This window comes from Actinoplanes flavus, from assembly GCF_017592555.1.
GTDB classification, from domain to species: Bacteria; Actinomycetota; Actinomycetes; order Mycobacteriales; family Micromonosporaceae; genus Actinoplanes; species Actinoplanes flavus.
In genome coordinates, this window is the sequence record NZ_JAGFNS010000023.1 from 124,320 (window position 1) to 138,658 (window position 14,339).

Here is a 14,339-nt window from a genome sequence, read left to right on the forward strand (position 1 = left end):
AGGGCCGCACTATGCTGCGACCATCAGTGGCCGCACCGCAGGGCACGTGGAGGCAAGCCATGGCTCCTGGCGAGACCGACATGCGACAGCGCGTGGACTGGATCTCCGCACCACCGGGCGACATCGCCGTGCTGCGCCCGGGCGGTGACGGGCAAGAGTCCACATGGCTCCTCGCCGACACCGCCGAGGGGATGCGATTCTTCGTCCCACGGGTGTGGACCCGGATCGACGCCGTCGTCCGGACGGAAGACGGACTCGGGCGCCGCCGGACCGGCCCCTGGCTGGTCTACCGAACTCCGGAGCGGGAGACCTGGGGCATCAGCCTCGCCCCGGGCCGGGCCGGGACGAGCAGCGTTCCACAGGGACACGTGCGCCCACCGCGGCGCCTCCGGCACGACCTCGACCGTGCCCGGTCGCTGCCGCCGGAGGAGCAGCTGACGGCCTGCGACCTGCACCGCCTATCCATCGCCGGAGACGTCACCTGGCACGTGCTCACCGGTGACCCGTTGCTCCTGCTGGTCCACCCGGCCGGCACCTCCACGGTGGCCGTCTGCTCCGGCAGGGCCCTCGTCCACTGGGATCCCACGCTCGTTCCCACCGACGCTCCCACCTCGTGGCCGCCGCCGGACGACCCGCCCCAACGGCACGCCATGAATGAGCTGCCCCAGACGTCCTGGCAGCAGGTCGAGGCGCCACGCGGCCTGGGCTGGATCCGCGGCCGTCCCACCGGACCGGGCACCGGTTTCCGCGGCGCCGTCCGGGACCTGGAGACCATCCACGACCACTGCACGGCCGATGAGCGGGGGCCCTCCTGGGCGTACCCGATGCCGCACTTCCACACCCGCGACGGCAGCGTCGTCGGCACACCGTCGGACGCCCGCCACGCCGATGAGCAGAACCTGCCGTGGCGCCGGTGGGAACGGGCCGCGCAGGAGTACGGGGCGAGGGCCGTCGAATACTGGACCAGCCACCCGTCGAGCAGCCACCTCTGACCGGGTCAGACCGCGTCCGCCCAGTCGACGACGACCTCGAACATCGGGGCGCGGCCGGCGAACATCGACTCCCAGTCGCGGGTGTCGTAGCCCCGGCCGCGCGGCTGCGACCACGCCGACGTCAGCATGCGGGGCGCCAGCCAGAAATACTTGGCCGCCCCGGTGACCATCACCGCCCGCCGCGCCTGCTGCGGCGACAGCACGCCGGACACTCCCCGCGCGTAGCCGTCCAGCACCGCCTCGAGAACCGCCGGCAGCCGCGACACGTCCACGAAACCGTCCCAGAACGTGTCCAGCGCCAGGTTCGCCGCATCCTCCCCCACGGCGCCGCATCCCGCGTACGCCCAATCGAAAAGCACCATCCGCGGACCGGAACCGATCAGATTCATCGGCCACACATCGTGATGGCAGAGGGTGCGCGGCAGCGCGTCCGCGGCCTCGAGCAGCTCGTGCCGCCGCTGCCACGACCGCCGCAGCCCGGCGCGCAGCGCGGGCGGCCAGGCGGCCAGCGCCGCCGGATGATCCCAGTCCAGGTCGTCGGCGACCGGCTGGGCGAGGGTGTAATCACGCAGCCAGTCGCGCGCCAGCCAGTCGATCGCCGGCGGCCTTGCCGCCCATCCGGCCTGCGCGACCCCGAGACGGTACGCGAACTCGCCCAGCTCACCCGCACTCCACCGGATCCCGGCCGAACCCGGAACGTCCTCCATGATCATGTCGATGCTGCCGTCGGCGTTCTCCACGATGTCGTACAGTTCGGGCGCGGCGATCCCGGCGGACGCGAACGCCGTGCCGGCCAGCCCCGTCCCGTACGCCAGCGGCTCACGACGCCAGTAGTTGAAGTGCCCCGGCTCGTCACTGGCCGCCAGATGCGCGGCCGCCCCGTCCCGCCGTGGCGTCACCACCTTGCGGATCCGCCCGTCCGCCAGCCGCCAGACGCCGCCGGTGACCTCGTTCGCCGTGCTGTGCCGCAGCAGTTCCATGCCCGGCATTCTGCCGAACGGCGAGCACGTTCACCGCCACCACGACGGCGATGCCGATCCACTCGTGCACGGCCAGCACCTGTCCGAGAAGGACCAGCCCGGCCAGCGCCGCGAACACCGGGTGCACGCTCATCACCACGCCGAAGTACCGCGCCGGGACGCGGCGCAACGCGATCAGGTCGGCGGCATACGGCACCACCGAACTCAGCACCCCGGCGCCGACCGCGAACAGCGACGCCGTACCGGTCAACCGTCCCTGCCCGACCAGCACGACCACGACCGGCAGATACATCAGCGCCGACACGCTGGTGGCCGCGGCCGGCGCCTGCAACCCCGGCAGCCGGGTCCCGAGCAGCCGGTTGAGCAGGATGTACGACGCCCAGCAGCACGCCGCCAGCACCCCGCAGCCGATGCCCGGCCAGTCGCTGCTCCCGGACGGCAGCACCAGCACGTACACCCCGATGCCGGCGCCGGCCGCGCACAGCAGGTCGAACCGGCTGCGGGAGCCGGCCAGCGCCACCGCCAGCGGCCCGAGGAACTCCAGCGTCACGGCCAGGCCCAGGCCGATCCGGTCGACGGCCGTGTACAGCGCCAGGTTCATGGTCGCGAACACCAGCCCGAGCAGCAGCGTCGGCCACCACTGCGCCCACGTGAACCGGCGCGGATCCGGGCGCGCCACCGGCAGCAGGACGGCCGCCGCCACGAACTGCCGTACCGCCACCACCCCGGCCGGGCCGATCGCGGCGAACGCGTGCGCGCCCACCGCCGCGCCGATCTGGTTGCTGGCCGCGCTGCCCGTCATGATCGCCAGCCCGCCCGCCGTCGTCGTCATACCCCGCAGTCTCGGTAACACCGGGCCGCGCCGGGAAATACGCTTCCCGGCAGATCTATACGCTGGGCGCATGGATCTGCACCTGCGTCACCTGCGGGCGCTCGTCGCGGTCGCCGACACCGGCACCTTCACCGACGCCGGCACCGAACTCGGCGTGTCCCAGGCCGCGGTGTCACGGGCCATCGCCTCCCTGGAGGAGGCGCTCGGCGTACCCGTGCTGGAAAGAACCACCCGCCGGGTCGCGCTGACCGCGACCGGAACCCAGGTCCTGGCCGGCGCCCGCCGCATCCTCGACGAGATCACCCACCTGCGGCGTCTCGCCGAGAGCCGGCGCACCGAACTGCGTATCGGATACGCATGGGCTGCTCTGGGCAAACACACCCGCCGCCTGCAACGCGCGTGGGCCACCGGCCATCCCGGCACTCCCCTGGTCTTCGTGCACACCAACACGCCCAGCGCGGGCCTGAGCGACGGCACCGCCGACATCGCGGTGATCCGCCGCCCCCTCGACGACCCGCGTTTCGCGACCGCCCTGATCGGCGCCGAGACCCGCTGCGCCGCGGTCGCCACCGACAACCCGCTCGCCCGGCGCCGCACCCTGCACCTGCGCGACCTGGCCCGCTATCCGGTCGCCATCGACGCCCGCACCGGAACCACCACCCTCGGCCTGTGGCATCCCGGCCCGCCACCGGCGACGATCCGCACCACACACGGCGTCGACGAGTGGCTCACGCTGATCGCCGCCGGCCAGGCCGTCGGCGTCACCTCCGAGGCCACCGCCAACCAGAACCCGCGCCCCGGCGTCGCCTACCGCACCCTGCGCCAGGCGCCCCGCATCGACGTCTGGCTCGCCTGGTGGCGCGACGACCCACCGGCCGGCCTCGACGACCTGGTCCGGCTCAGTCGCGCCGCTTACGCTTCCGGTCTTCCTTGAGGGGTACGCGCGGAGCGCGCCGTCCGCCGCAGCCGGTCCGCGGCGTCGCGCAGCGCGACGGCGATCGTTGCCGCGAACGCCTCCTCGGGTGGTGCCGCGGCGAACTGCTCCTGCAACGCGCCGGCCTCGGCTCTGGCCCGCGCCCGCACCTCGGGGTCGGGTGACGCCGAGCGGGCGGCGAGCGCGAGGGCCTCGCGCAGGGCGTCCGCCACCGCGGCCGGTGAACCGGCCAGCTGCTCCGGGTTCCTGCCGGTGCGAGCCGCGAGCCAGCTCACGCCGGGGCCGTGCCCGGCCATCACGCGCTCCCCAGACCGAGCAGGTCGCGCGGCGCGAGCGTGCCCGCCGCCACCGCCCGCAACTCTTCGGCCGTGGTCGGAGTGTGCCCCGCCTCCGGGTGTTCGGTCAGGGCCAGGCCGGTCGCGCAGGCCCACAGCTCTCCGCCGGTGCGGTAGGCGACCACGCCGGTGCCGGCCAGCGCGCGGTTGAGGGCGGCGGTCTCCTCGTCGTCCAGGGTGACCAGCCGGCCGGGCCGGAGCGCCGCCGCGGCGGCCAAGGCCTCGGCGTCGAGCGGGTTGCCGGTCAGGTCCAGGCTCTGCAGCTCCGGCAGGCCGAGTATGGGGCGCGGATCGCGCAAGCGGTCGCGGCGGAGCACCACCACCCGCAACCCCATGCCGTACGCCCAGGTCACGTCCGCGAGATCGGAGTTCTCCACGGTCAGCACCCGCAACGCGGTCAGGCCGGACAGCGGACGGTAGTCACCGGCCGCGCAACCGATCAGCGACAAGGTCTTCAGGCCCGTGTACGCCGCGAGGCCGTCGAGAGACCGGGCGTGCGACACGACCAGATCGCGTACCTCGCCCGGGGGTGTGCCCGCGTCCAGCATCCCGATCGCGACCAGCTCGGCGACCGCCCGCTCGATGTCCGTCATCCGGCACCGTCACTCTCAGTCGCGGCGTACGCCTCCGCGAAGTTCTCCTGGATGCGCAGCCAGTTCATCCGTTGTTGAAGCGCGAGCCGGCCGACGGTCAGCTCCCGGTCCTCGCCGCTCTCCAGCCGGAACAGCATCCCGACCGGCAGATCGAGCGCGGACGCCGGGATCGCCTCGATGCGGCCGTCCCAGACCCGGCCGGGAAGCTGGGACTGCAGGTGCCGGATGTAGCCCAACGGGCCGAGGCCGTTGTGCGCGGTGAACTCCGCGCGCAGCCAGTCGTGGAACGCCTCGGTGCCGATCGTACCGGTCATCTCGCTCGGGTCATCCAGTCGGCGGAACGCGCCGATGTGGCCTGACATCCGCACCGAGGTGACCGTACTGTCCTCGCTCCGGGTACCGCGCGCGGCCCGGCTCCGGCTGATGATCGGGGGGTGCAGCACGTACCGGGTGGGTGAGCGCAGGGTGTTCTGCGCGGTGATCCAGCGCAGCCCGTTGCGGATGTCGCCGGTGGACGCGGCGTTGATCGCCGTCTCGATCACGCGCGGGATGAAACCGGTCGTGATCCACTCGTGATGGGCCGGTTCGACGTTGCGGAACAGGCCCTTCACGTAGTTCTTGGTGGCCGCGCTCGCGTTCCAGACGGCCAGGAACTGCGACCAGGTGACGCCACCGGAGGTGCCGGGCGAGACCATCTGGCGCAGGAACGTCCCGATGCCCCCGGCGACCGTGATCGCGCTCTTGATCAGGGGGTTCACGGCGTCGCCGGGGATGCCCGAGAACGCACCCCACCGGCCGCCGGCGGTGATGAAGCTCATCGTCTGGATCTGCTCGCGCAGAGCCGCGTTCTCGTCCGGCTTCACCACGTCGAGGCCGTGCCGTTTCATGCGGGTGACCGCGTCGTCGCCGAGCGCCCGGATGAACTCGCTGCGTACGGTGTGCGCCGGGTCCGGCGAGTCGGTCTCGAACGCGTGGTTCCTGAACGTGCCCGACGCGGCGCTGCGCGGGTTCGACTGACTGCCGACCAGGAACCAGGGCAGCAGTTGCTGGTGGGTGCTGGACCGGCCGAGGTAGGAGGCGCCGCTCGCCTCGTCGAGCAGGGCCCGCGACCACAGCGACGTGGTGCCGTCCGGCACCAGCATCGGCCGGGTCACCGTGGACTCCCACTGGTCCTTGACGGTGGTCGCGTACGACGCGCCGTGCCCCTGGATGTTGGCCGCGATGTCGCGCAGGTACACGGCCGGGTCGCGCTCCTCGAACAGCTCGAAGACCGCGCGCAGCAGGCCGGCCAGCGACCGCTGCCGCCCTTCCAGGGAGTTGTCGTCCGGCGGCTCGGTGGCGTCGGTGGGGTTGCGGCCGGCCTGCTCGAACGCGGCGGCGAGCGCGTCGGCGTCGGCGTCCAGCGAGGTGAGCATCGCGTCCAGCTCGTCGAGTTCGGCCTCGGCGGCGGTACGGTCCTCGGCGCTCTCCATGCCGGACAGCTTGCCCCGCCATTCGCCGATCTTGTCGCGGATCGCGGTCGGCGCCGAGGCGACCATCAGGGTGGCGTCGTTGCCGGCCCGGTCGATCCAGGTGCGGTGGCTCTCGTGCGCGGCGCTGAACCGTACGGTGGTGCCGAGTTCGTCGTCGTCGTTGTGGCCGTCGCCCTCCTCCCCGCCGATGCCGAGGCGGCGTAGCAGGGCCCGGCCGCGTTCGGCGAGGAAGCCGATGACGCGGTCCAGCACCCGGTAGACCACGGTTTGCAGGCGGGTGATCACGTCGGCCACCTCGCCGGGCAGCCCGCCCAGGTGCAGCAGGCCGGCGAGGAAGTCGATGACCGGTGGGATCAGCGAGGCGAGGGCGCGTTCGACCGCCCGGGCGAGCCCGCCGATGTTGCCGGCGACGACGTCGGCCATCCCGGTCACGACCGCCTCGACGAACCGGAAGACGCGCGCGGCGTTGCGGAATATCCAGGCGCACACCTGGTAGATCAGGTCGATCGCCTGGGCGACGGCGCCGACCGGGTTGAGCATGCCGACGACCCGGACGACGACCTGCTGGATGAGGGTCTCGACGAGGTACTCGACGGCCGCCTCGAGGATCGTGTCGACGATGTTCTCCGGGGTGAGCTGCTCCTTGATCAGCTCGACCAGACCCTGTGGGCCCTTCTCGATCAGCACCGAGATGAGCTGCCAGGCCGCCTCGATGACCTCGACGGCGGTCGGGCCGATGTGCCGGATCAGGATCTCGCGTACCCGGGCCCAGGTGATGCCCATCAGCTGGAGAGCGAAGGTGAACAGCGAGCCGGCGGAGAAGTCGCGGGGCATCGGGATCCGCGTCTGGAGGCCCGAGAACAGCCAGTCCCAGAAGCCGTGCAGCACGTGCGTGCCGAAGTTGTCGAAGAACTGCTGGAAGCCCTGCCTGACGCCGGCCACCAGGTTGTTGATGAAGTTCTCCGGGTCGTCCGCGATGTCGGAGACGACCTGCTCGATCCGGGCGATCAGCGCCCAGAAGGCGGCCGGTGGGATGCCGACCAGCCGCAGCAGGCCGTTGATGATCGCGCGGACCGGGTCGTCGATGAACTCCTCGATCGCCGCGATCACCTGGCCGATCAGCCCGCCGGCCTCGTCCCGCCGCGCCTGTGCCTCGGCGTGCACCTCGTTGACCGCGGTGATCGCCCGCTGGGACACGTCCTTGACGAAGCTCGTCTGCGCGTCGGTGACCCGCCGGCTCAGGCCGTCGAGCATCCCGCCGAACCGGGCGCGCTCCTGCGCCGCCCACTCCGGGAACTCGGCCTCCATCTGCTGGAACGCCGTGTCGATCTCGGTACGGGCATGCCGGATCAGTGCCTGGGCCGCGGCGAGGACGCCGTTGACGTCGCTGGAGATGTCGAGGAGCAACTCGCCGACACCGTCGCCGAAGGCCCGCTCGGCCCGGTTGTACTCGTCGGTCACCCACTCGGGCAGGCCGGCCACGTAGTCACCGACCGCGACGATCGTGCCGATCACGCCCTCGTGACGCTCGCTGATCCAGCGTCCGACCCGGTCGAGCGAGTCGTGGAAGTCTTGCGAGAGCCGGGCCAGCCCGGCCTCCCAGCGCGCGATGGCCGTCCGGCTGAGCGGCTCGAGCAGCTGGTCGACCTGCCGCTGGGCGTCGTCGAAGATCTGCTGGGCGTGCCGCGACACCGACTCGCGGGTCTGTTCCTCGGTGCCGACCATCCCGGTCTGCCCGGCGTGGACCGCGGTGACGGTGCCGGACCGGGCGGCCCGCATCGCGGCGACGGCCTGGAGCTGGAGCTGCGCCATGTCGGCCTGCGCCGAGTCGATGGCCTGCTGCTGCTCGGCCTGAATCTGCTGCGGTGTGCGCTGCGCCACCTCGCCGAGCCCGGTCCGCGCGTCTCTGGCCTGCGCGAACGGCCCGTCCGGGATCTCCCGGGTCACCGGGGTGTCGATGCCGGAGTCGGTGATCCGCTGGTCGGCGGCGGCGACATCGGCGTCGAGCGAGGTGTTCTCCGGCGGGATCGGGTCGGGCGCGGCCGAGGCCGCGTCCACGCCCATGCCGGTCGATGTCGCGGCCGGCTGCGCGATCGGGGCCGGGGTCAGTGCCGGGGCGCCGGCCGGTGGCGTGGCCATCGCGTCGTACGCGCCGCTGACCTGGTCGACCTCGCCCTGGACCGAGCCGGTGACGGTGGCGCCGGCGTCCTGCGCCGCACGCGTGGGATCGGTCTTGAGCAGCTCGTCCTCGTCCTCGGGGCGGTTCTCGCGGATCGCGGTGCGGATGCGGTCGACCAGTGCGACGATCTCCGGGCTGGGCGCCGGGCGCTCCCCCAGTTCGGCGGCGAGTTCCTGGTGAGCCCGCGCGGCGGTCTCGGCGGCCGGCTCGGTGACGGCGCCGCGCGAGTCGGTGACGTCGGCGTCGGCTGACGGCAGGTCGCCGGCCGAGCGGGCGGCACCGCCGGCACCGGTCCGGACGCCGCCACCGCGCGCCGCGGCGGCGGGGGTCAGGTCGCTCGGCGGCTCCGGCATGATCAGCTCGACCGGTGGGTGCGTCCTGGCGGGAGCCTCCGCGGCGGCGAGGGCCACGTCCGGAGCCGGCGTGATCGTCTCCGGAGCCGGCGCGGCTGGTTCCTCCGCCGGCTCCTGCGCGGCCGGGGCGGGAACCGGCTCGGCCGCGGGCTGAGGTGCGGGCTCCGGCAGGCTCGGTGCCGGCGCCCCGGAAGCCGGCGCCGAGGCCGGGGACGGCGCAGGCGGTCGCGGCACGACGGGCTCGCCCGTCACCGCGCCCACGAGACCGGCGAGGGCCGCCCGGACCGCGGCGTCGAGCACGCGGAGGGTGTCCGGGCTGTCGACGCCGTAGATGCCCGGTGCGAAGAACAGGTCGTCGTCCGTCACGAACGCCGGGGCGCCGGCCAGTGGGACTCCCGCGTGCACGCGCAGCCGCGACGTGTCCACGTTCAGCAGTCCCCGGTAGACCTCGGCGAGGCGCGGGCTGAGCGGCTCACCGTCGGGAACCGCACCGGCCGGCAGGTGGATGTCGACACGCGGGCCGTCCCGCCGCGCGTGCGTCCCCTCGCGCGGAATCCACGTGACGTCGCCGGGCAGGGACCGCAGGTCCATCGCGACGGCCGTGCCGCGCAGGGTGATCGCCGGCCCGGTGAGCGCGGCCCGGGGGCTCCAGCCCTCGACCCGCCAGCTGACCGTGCCGAGGTCGAGGCCGAGCAACCGCACCCGGGCGCGCATCTCGACGGTGCCGTCCAGCGAGCCGTCCTGGCGGAAGCCGGCCCGGCCGGTGAGGTCCGCGAACGGTACCCGGCCGCTGAGCACGACCTGGCCGCCGGTCAGGCCCCACTCGCCCTGGACCGCCCGCAGGCCACCGGCGGTGACATCGGCGAGATCCACCACCGTCGCCCGCGCCGATGGGCGCGGCACGCTGGTCAGCAATCGTTGCGCGTCGGCGGCGCTGCGGGTGGCCGGCGCCGGCTCCGGACCGGCCCGGACGGCGGCGGTCACCGGGGCACCGTCCGGCCGGCCTTCTCGTACTGCCGGCGGATCCCGGTCAGCAGGTGCTCCTGGGTGACGACCCGGCCGTCGGCGGCGGCGAGGTAGGCGGCGTCCAGGGTGGCGTCGCGAATCTGGGCGCCGGTCAACGGATAGCGCTGCGCCAGTTCGGCCAGGTCGGCGCCGCTGTCCATCGGCAGAGCGGACGGGGCCACGGCGGCCCAGAGCCGTTGCCGTTCACCCGGTCCGGGCTCGGGGAACTCGACCACCACGTGGATGCGGCGCAGGAAGGCCGTGTCGATGTTGGCGATCAGGTTGGTGGTCAGGACCACGATCCCGGTGTGCTGCTCCACCCGGGACAGCAGATACGAGACCTCCTGGTTGGCGTAGCGGTCGTGGGCGTCACCGACCTCGGTGCGTACGCCGAAGATCGCGTCGGCCTCGTCGAACACCAGGATGCACCGCTCCCGCGCGGCCCGGTCGAAGACCTTGGCGAGCGCCTTCTCGGTCTCCCCGATGTACTTGGAGACCAGGGCGGACAGATCGATCAGGTACGCGGGCAGCCCGACCGACGCCGCCAGCACCGCCGCGGTCATCGTCTTGCCGGTGCCGGGCGGACCGTGCAGCAGCGCGATCAGCCCGGCCGCGTTGTCGTGGTGCGCCCCGAAGCCCCACTCGTCGACCACGGTGCCGTGGTGCCGGATCCGTGACTGCAGCTCGTCGATCCGGGTCCGGGCCGCCGCCGGGAGCACCACGCCGGACAGCGTGTGCACGGTCTGCAACCGGCGGGCCGGGAAGTCGGCCGAGGCGGCCGGTTCCTGCGGCGGCAGGCCCAGAAGCCAGGTGACCAGCGCCGGATTCGGCCGCAGGGTGCCGGACAGGTCGTCGGGCGGATCGAGGGTGAGCATGCCGGTGGCGCGCAGCTTGCCGTGCGCGGAGAGCATCACGGTCGCGTCGAGCCGGCCGCGGAACGACCGGGCCGCGATCGTCCGCGCCACCTCGCCGGTCAGCGCCGTCACCCCGGGCCGGTCGGTCAGCGCGCCGTAGAGTGCGGTGAACCGCTCGTCGACGTACGGCGCGACGGCGGCCAGCAGCACGACGGTCTCGGCGGCGGTGAGGTCGGCGGTCGTGGCGATCTCGGCGAGCGGCCCGGCCCCGTCGAAGCGGGACCGGTCGGGCAGCCCCTCGCCCGCGTCCTCGATGCCGAGCGGGCGGGTGGCCACGGCGTCCCCTCGTTCCTCGATGCGTACCCGGACCAGCGCTTCGAGCATCTCCAGGGCGGCGCGCAACTCGCGGACCGGCCGGGGCGCCGCCGTCACGGCCGGAACCTCACCGACAGCGGCCGCGACCAGGGCAGCCGCAGCAGCCCGACCGGATAGGGCAGGCGCGGGAACACCACGTCGAGCGGGTGGGTGGCGGCGAGCAGCGACACCGGGTCGCGGTCGGTGTCGACCAGGCCGCGCCGGGCGATCCAGGCGCCGCGGATGAACGCCGGGGTGGAGCGCTCGAAGCCGGGGATCAGCGCGGTGAACGAGGTGAGCACGCCGAGCGCGGACCGCGCCACCTCGGGAGCGTGGGGCAGTGGGTGCCGCCGGCGCGGACCGGCGGAGATCGGGGCGGGCCGGCCGGCGAGCAGTCGTACCAGCGGGTCGTCGGCGAGGGTGGGATCGTCCGGGTCGACGACGGCCGCGAGCGCCGCCTCGCGGACGTCGAGCGGGTCCAGGTCGGGGTGCAGCTCCTCGGCGCGCCGGCAGTGCTCGGCAAGCCACGGGTAGAGCAGCACGACGCCGGCCGCCCGGGTCACGGTGGCCAGGTCGACCACGGTGGCGTGCGGGGCGACGAGACCGGCCAGGCCGGCGAGGGCGGCGAGCACCTCGCCCTCGCGCCGGGGCCGGTCACCGGGCGTGGGAGCAGAGGTGGGCTCGGCGTCAAGGGGCGCCGCCGGCGTGGGCGCCGGTGGATGGCCGCCGCCTGCCGGCTGGCCGCCGCCGGCAGCTGGGGGCCGGTCCGGGTCGGGCGGCACGCCGAGAGCGCGACCCAGCCCGGTCATCAGCTTCGCCCATTCCGGTGGATCGGCCAGGGCCGCGACGGCCCGCGCGGACGCGGCGTCGGCCAAGGTCAGCAGGACCCGCGGCAGCGCAGCGGGCTCGCGGTGACCGCCGGCCCCACCGGCAGCGGCGGTGGCGAGCCAGACTCGGGCCGCGGCGAGCACCGCCGGCGCCCCGGTTCCCGGCAGCGGCGCGTCGCCGGTGACCGGTGTGGCCGGCGTGACCGGGCGGCGGATCCGGCCGCCGCACGCGGCCAGCACGCGGGCCCGGATGGCGTCGGCCCACAGCACCGCCAGCGTCTCGTCGTCGCAACCGTCGACGTCGGCCGTGAGCCGCACCTCGACCCGGTCGAGGACGACGTCGCCCACATCGGCCAGGGCGCGGTCCAGCGCGGCGGGGAGCATCCGGGCCGCCACTCGCGCCAGCCGGCCCGCGTGCGGGCCGCGGATCCGCAGGATGCCGACGGCGACGTCGGTCATCCCAGCAGCCCGGACAGCTGCCGCAACTGCGCGTCGAGCCGTTCGCCGAATTCGGCGCCGGCCCCGGAGACCTTGACCATCTCGCTCACCGTGCCCAGCAGTTCGAGCGTCGCGGCGCTGATGACCTGCGGGTTGTCGGTGGCGATCGCGGCCGAGAGCCGGGCCTGCGAGCGCTCGGCCGCGGCCGTACGCTCACGCAGGTCCCTGTTGGTGGCGCTGAGCTGCCGCATGGCGACGATGGTGGCCTCGGTGAAATCGGCGATGCCCTTGCCGACGGTGGCGCTGACGCCGGCGATGGACTTCCCGCCGACCTGGATCTTCTCCAGGAGCTGCACCTTGGCCTCCACGCTGGCGATGCGCTCCGCGTGCTTGGAGACCTCGTTGACCTTCGACTCGACCCCGGAGATCCGCTCGCCGTGCTTGGACACCTCCTTGACCGTGGATTCGACGCCGGCTATCCGCTCGCCGTGGCCGGCCACCTCGCCGAGCCGGGACTCCATCGTGGCGATGCGCTCACCGTGCCCGCTGAACTCGTCGTACTTCGATTCGACGGTGCCGATCCGGGCGCCGAAGCCGCCCTGATCGAAGGCGCCGCCCTTGTACGCGTTGAAGTCCGTACGCAGTTGGCCGAGGTTGGTCCCGAGGCCGTCGAGGCCGGTCTGCAGGGTGGCGAAGCGGGTCTCCACGGTGTTGCCGATGGCGCGCAGCTCGTTCGCGGCCGCCTTCGCCTCGGCGACGGCGCCGAGGGCCGCGGGCAGCGCGGATCCGACGTCGCGGGTGTTGCGTACCGCCGCCACCCGCCCGGTGGCCACCACCGTCCCGGCGGAGTTCACGGTGAGCACGAGCGTGTCCGAGGGGCTGAAGCCACCCGCCGGCAGGTAGCCGGCGATCCGGCCCTCCTCACCGGTGTTGATGATCTTGATGTCGGCGACCCCGCGCCTGCTCTCGATCTCGGTGACGAGCAGACCCTTGACCGCGTCGCCCGGATAGCCCACGTACCCGCTGACACCGATGACGCCGTCGGCGAAATGGTTCCACCCCTCGGTGTCGTACACGACCCAGGGTGTGTCCCAGTGGGTGTCCGGCGGATTCCAGACCGGTGCCAGCGGGTCGTCGATGAACACGTTGCGCCAGCGGTCGGGGATCTCCCGCGGCGGCATGTAGACGTGTATGCATTTCCCGCCGATGAGGATCGAGCCCTCGGGACAGAACCTCACCGGCGGCAGCGTGCCACCGCCGGAGGGCGGCGGCTCCGGCGGCGCGTACCCGGCCAGCAGGGCCTCGAGTTCCGAGCGGTACCGGCCGGCGGGGTCGGTACAGGTGCCGCCCAGGAACGCCTCGGTCAGCCCGCGCGGCGGCTCCCAGGCGTGCCGGTACCGGCAGTCGAACACCCAGTCGCCGCCGACCTGGCTCAGCCAGCCGAGGACGACGCCGGGGCTGGTGGTGCGGTCGCCGGAGAGCCGCAGCAGGGCCTCGACCCGCAGCAGGTCGAGCGTCGCGAAGAGCACCATGTTGAGCCAGCCGGCCTTGTAGCCCTTGGCGCCCGCCAGGTCGGCGGAGGCGATGGAGGTGGCCTGCAACCTGGCGATGAGCGCGGTGGCGACCAGCGGGCTGGCGCCGTTGGTAAGCCGGGTCGCGATCGCATCGCGCAGGGTGTTGTACGAGTTGACCGGCGTCGAGTCCAGGTTGAGCGCGAGGGGTTGCACGCTGAGCAGCGGGTCGGCCGGGAAGTCCATCCGGGTGCCGGACACCCGCCCGGCGACGGTACGCAGGACGACGCCCCGGATGTGCAGCTCGGCGTGATCGGCGCAGCCCGCCTCACCGCAGTCGGGGACCGGCTCGACGGTGTCGCTGGCCTCCAGCACGACGCTGAAGCCGCCCGGGGCGGTCGAGATGAAGTCGTACGAGGGCGTCATGGCCGCCGGGGGCAGCGGGACGGACCCGGCCGCCGGCATCGGCAGCGGCTCACCGGTCTGGTCGATCGCGAGACCGGGCTGGATCGTCAGCGCCGATCCCGAGACGACACCGCCGAGGCCGACGTTGACGCCGAAGCCGACCGTACGTCCGACGAGCCGGTCCCGGTGGTGTTCGTGCGCCCGCAGCAGGTTCAGGTCGGCCGCGGTCAGGGTCTGGCCGCTCGCGAAGACGGGGTACTGGTTGTCGGACATGC

At 73.5% G+C, this 14,339-nt stretch carries 10 protein-coding genes; 2 read left to right on the plus strand and 8 right to left on the minus strand.

Annotated features, from left to right (window positions below; translation table 11 throughout):
• Nucleotides 1–80 precede the first annotated feature (80 nt).
• Complete coding sequence (locus J5X75_RS30255) at nt 81–992, plus strand: hypothetical protein (protein WP_208470936.1); 912 nt, start codon at nt 81–83, stop codon at nt 990–992.
• A gap of 5 nt (nt 993–997) precedes the next feature.
• Here the strand turns inward: J5X75_RS30255 and J5X75_RS30260 are convergent, their stop codons facing one another.
• Together J5X75_RS30260 and J5X75_RS30265 are read right to left on the minus strand one after the other, a co-directional pair.
• Nucleotides 998–1,963: an aminoglycoside phosphotransferase family protein gene (locus tag J5X75_RS30260; protein WP_238490076.1), complete on the minus strand. Its 966-nt coding sequence runs from the start codon at nt 1,961–1,963 to the stop codon at nt 998–1,000.
• Nucleotides 1,845–2,804, minus strand: a complete 960-nt coding sequence (locus J5X75_RS30265) for an EamA family transporter (RefSeq protein WP_238489888.1) — start codon at nt 2,802–2,804, stop codon at nt 1,845–1,847. Before J5X75_RS30265 ends, J5X75_RS30260 begins: the two co-directional genes overlap by 119 nt.
• A gap of 70 nt (nt 2,805–2,874) precedes the next feature.
• Between J5X75_RS30265 and J5X75_RS30270 the strand changes: the two genes are divergently transcribed.
• Complete coding sequence (locus tag J5X75_RS30270) at nt 2,875–3,738, plus strand: LysR family transcriptional regulator (RefSeq protein ID WP_208470938.1); 864 nt, start codon at nt 2,875–2,877, stop codon at nt 3,736–3,738.
• Here J5X75_RS30270 and J5X75_RS30275 read toward each other — a convergent pair.
• The 6 genes from J5X75_RS30275 to J5X75_RS30300 are packed head-to-tail and all read right to left on the minus strand — an operon-like array spanning nt 3,717 to nt 14,337.
• Entirely contained in the window at nt 3,717–4,034 is a 318-nt protein-coding gene (locus J5X75_RS30275; RefSeq protein WP_208470939.1) for a hypothetical protein, read from the minus strand. The genes J5X75_RS30270 and J5X75_RS30275 overlap by 22 nt on opposite strands.
• Complete coding sequence (locus J5X75_RS30280) at nt 4,034–4,666, minus strand: leucine-rich repeat domain-containing protein (protein WP_208470940.1); 633 nt, start codon at nt 4,664–4,666, stop codon at nt 4,034–4,036. The genes J5X75_RS30275 and J5X75_RS30280 overlap by 1 nt, the downstream gene beginning before the upstream one ends.
• Complete coding sequence (locus tag J5X75_RS30285; RefSeq protein ID WP_208470941.1) at nt 4,663–9,654, minus strand: phage tail protein; 4,992 nt, start codon at nt 9,652–9,654, stop codon at nt 4,663–4,665. The genes J5X75_RS30280 and J5X75_RS30285 overlap by 4 nt, the downstream gene beginning before the upstream one ends.
• Entirely contained in the window at nt 9,651–10,961 is a 1,311-nt protein-coding gene (locus tag J5X75_RS44760) for an ATP-binding protein (protein WP_208470942.1), read from the minus strand. Before J5X75_RS44760 ends, J5X75_RS30285 begins: the two co-directional genes overlap by 4 nt.
• Nucleotides 10,958–12,169 carry a contractile injection system tape measure protein gene (locus tag J5X75_RS30295; protein WP_208470943.1) on the minus strand — a complete coding sequence of 404 codons (1,212 nt, stop codon included), beginning with the start codon at nt 12,167–12,169 and terminating at the stop codon, nt 10,958–10,960. Before J5X75_RS30295 ends, J5X75_RS44760 begins: the two co-directional genes overlap by 4 nt.
• The gene (locus J5X75_RS30300; RefSeq protein WP_208470944.1) at nt 12,166–14,337 is read right to left on the minus strand and encodes a hypothetical protein; all 2,172 of its coding nucleotides are present in this window, start codon (nt 14,335–14,337) and stop codon (nt 12,166–12,168) included. The genes J5X75_RS30295 and J5X75_RS30300 overlap by 4 nt, the downstream gene beginning before the upstream one ends.
• Nucleotides 14,338–14,339: the final 2 nt, after the last annotated feature.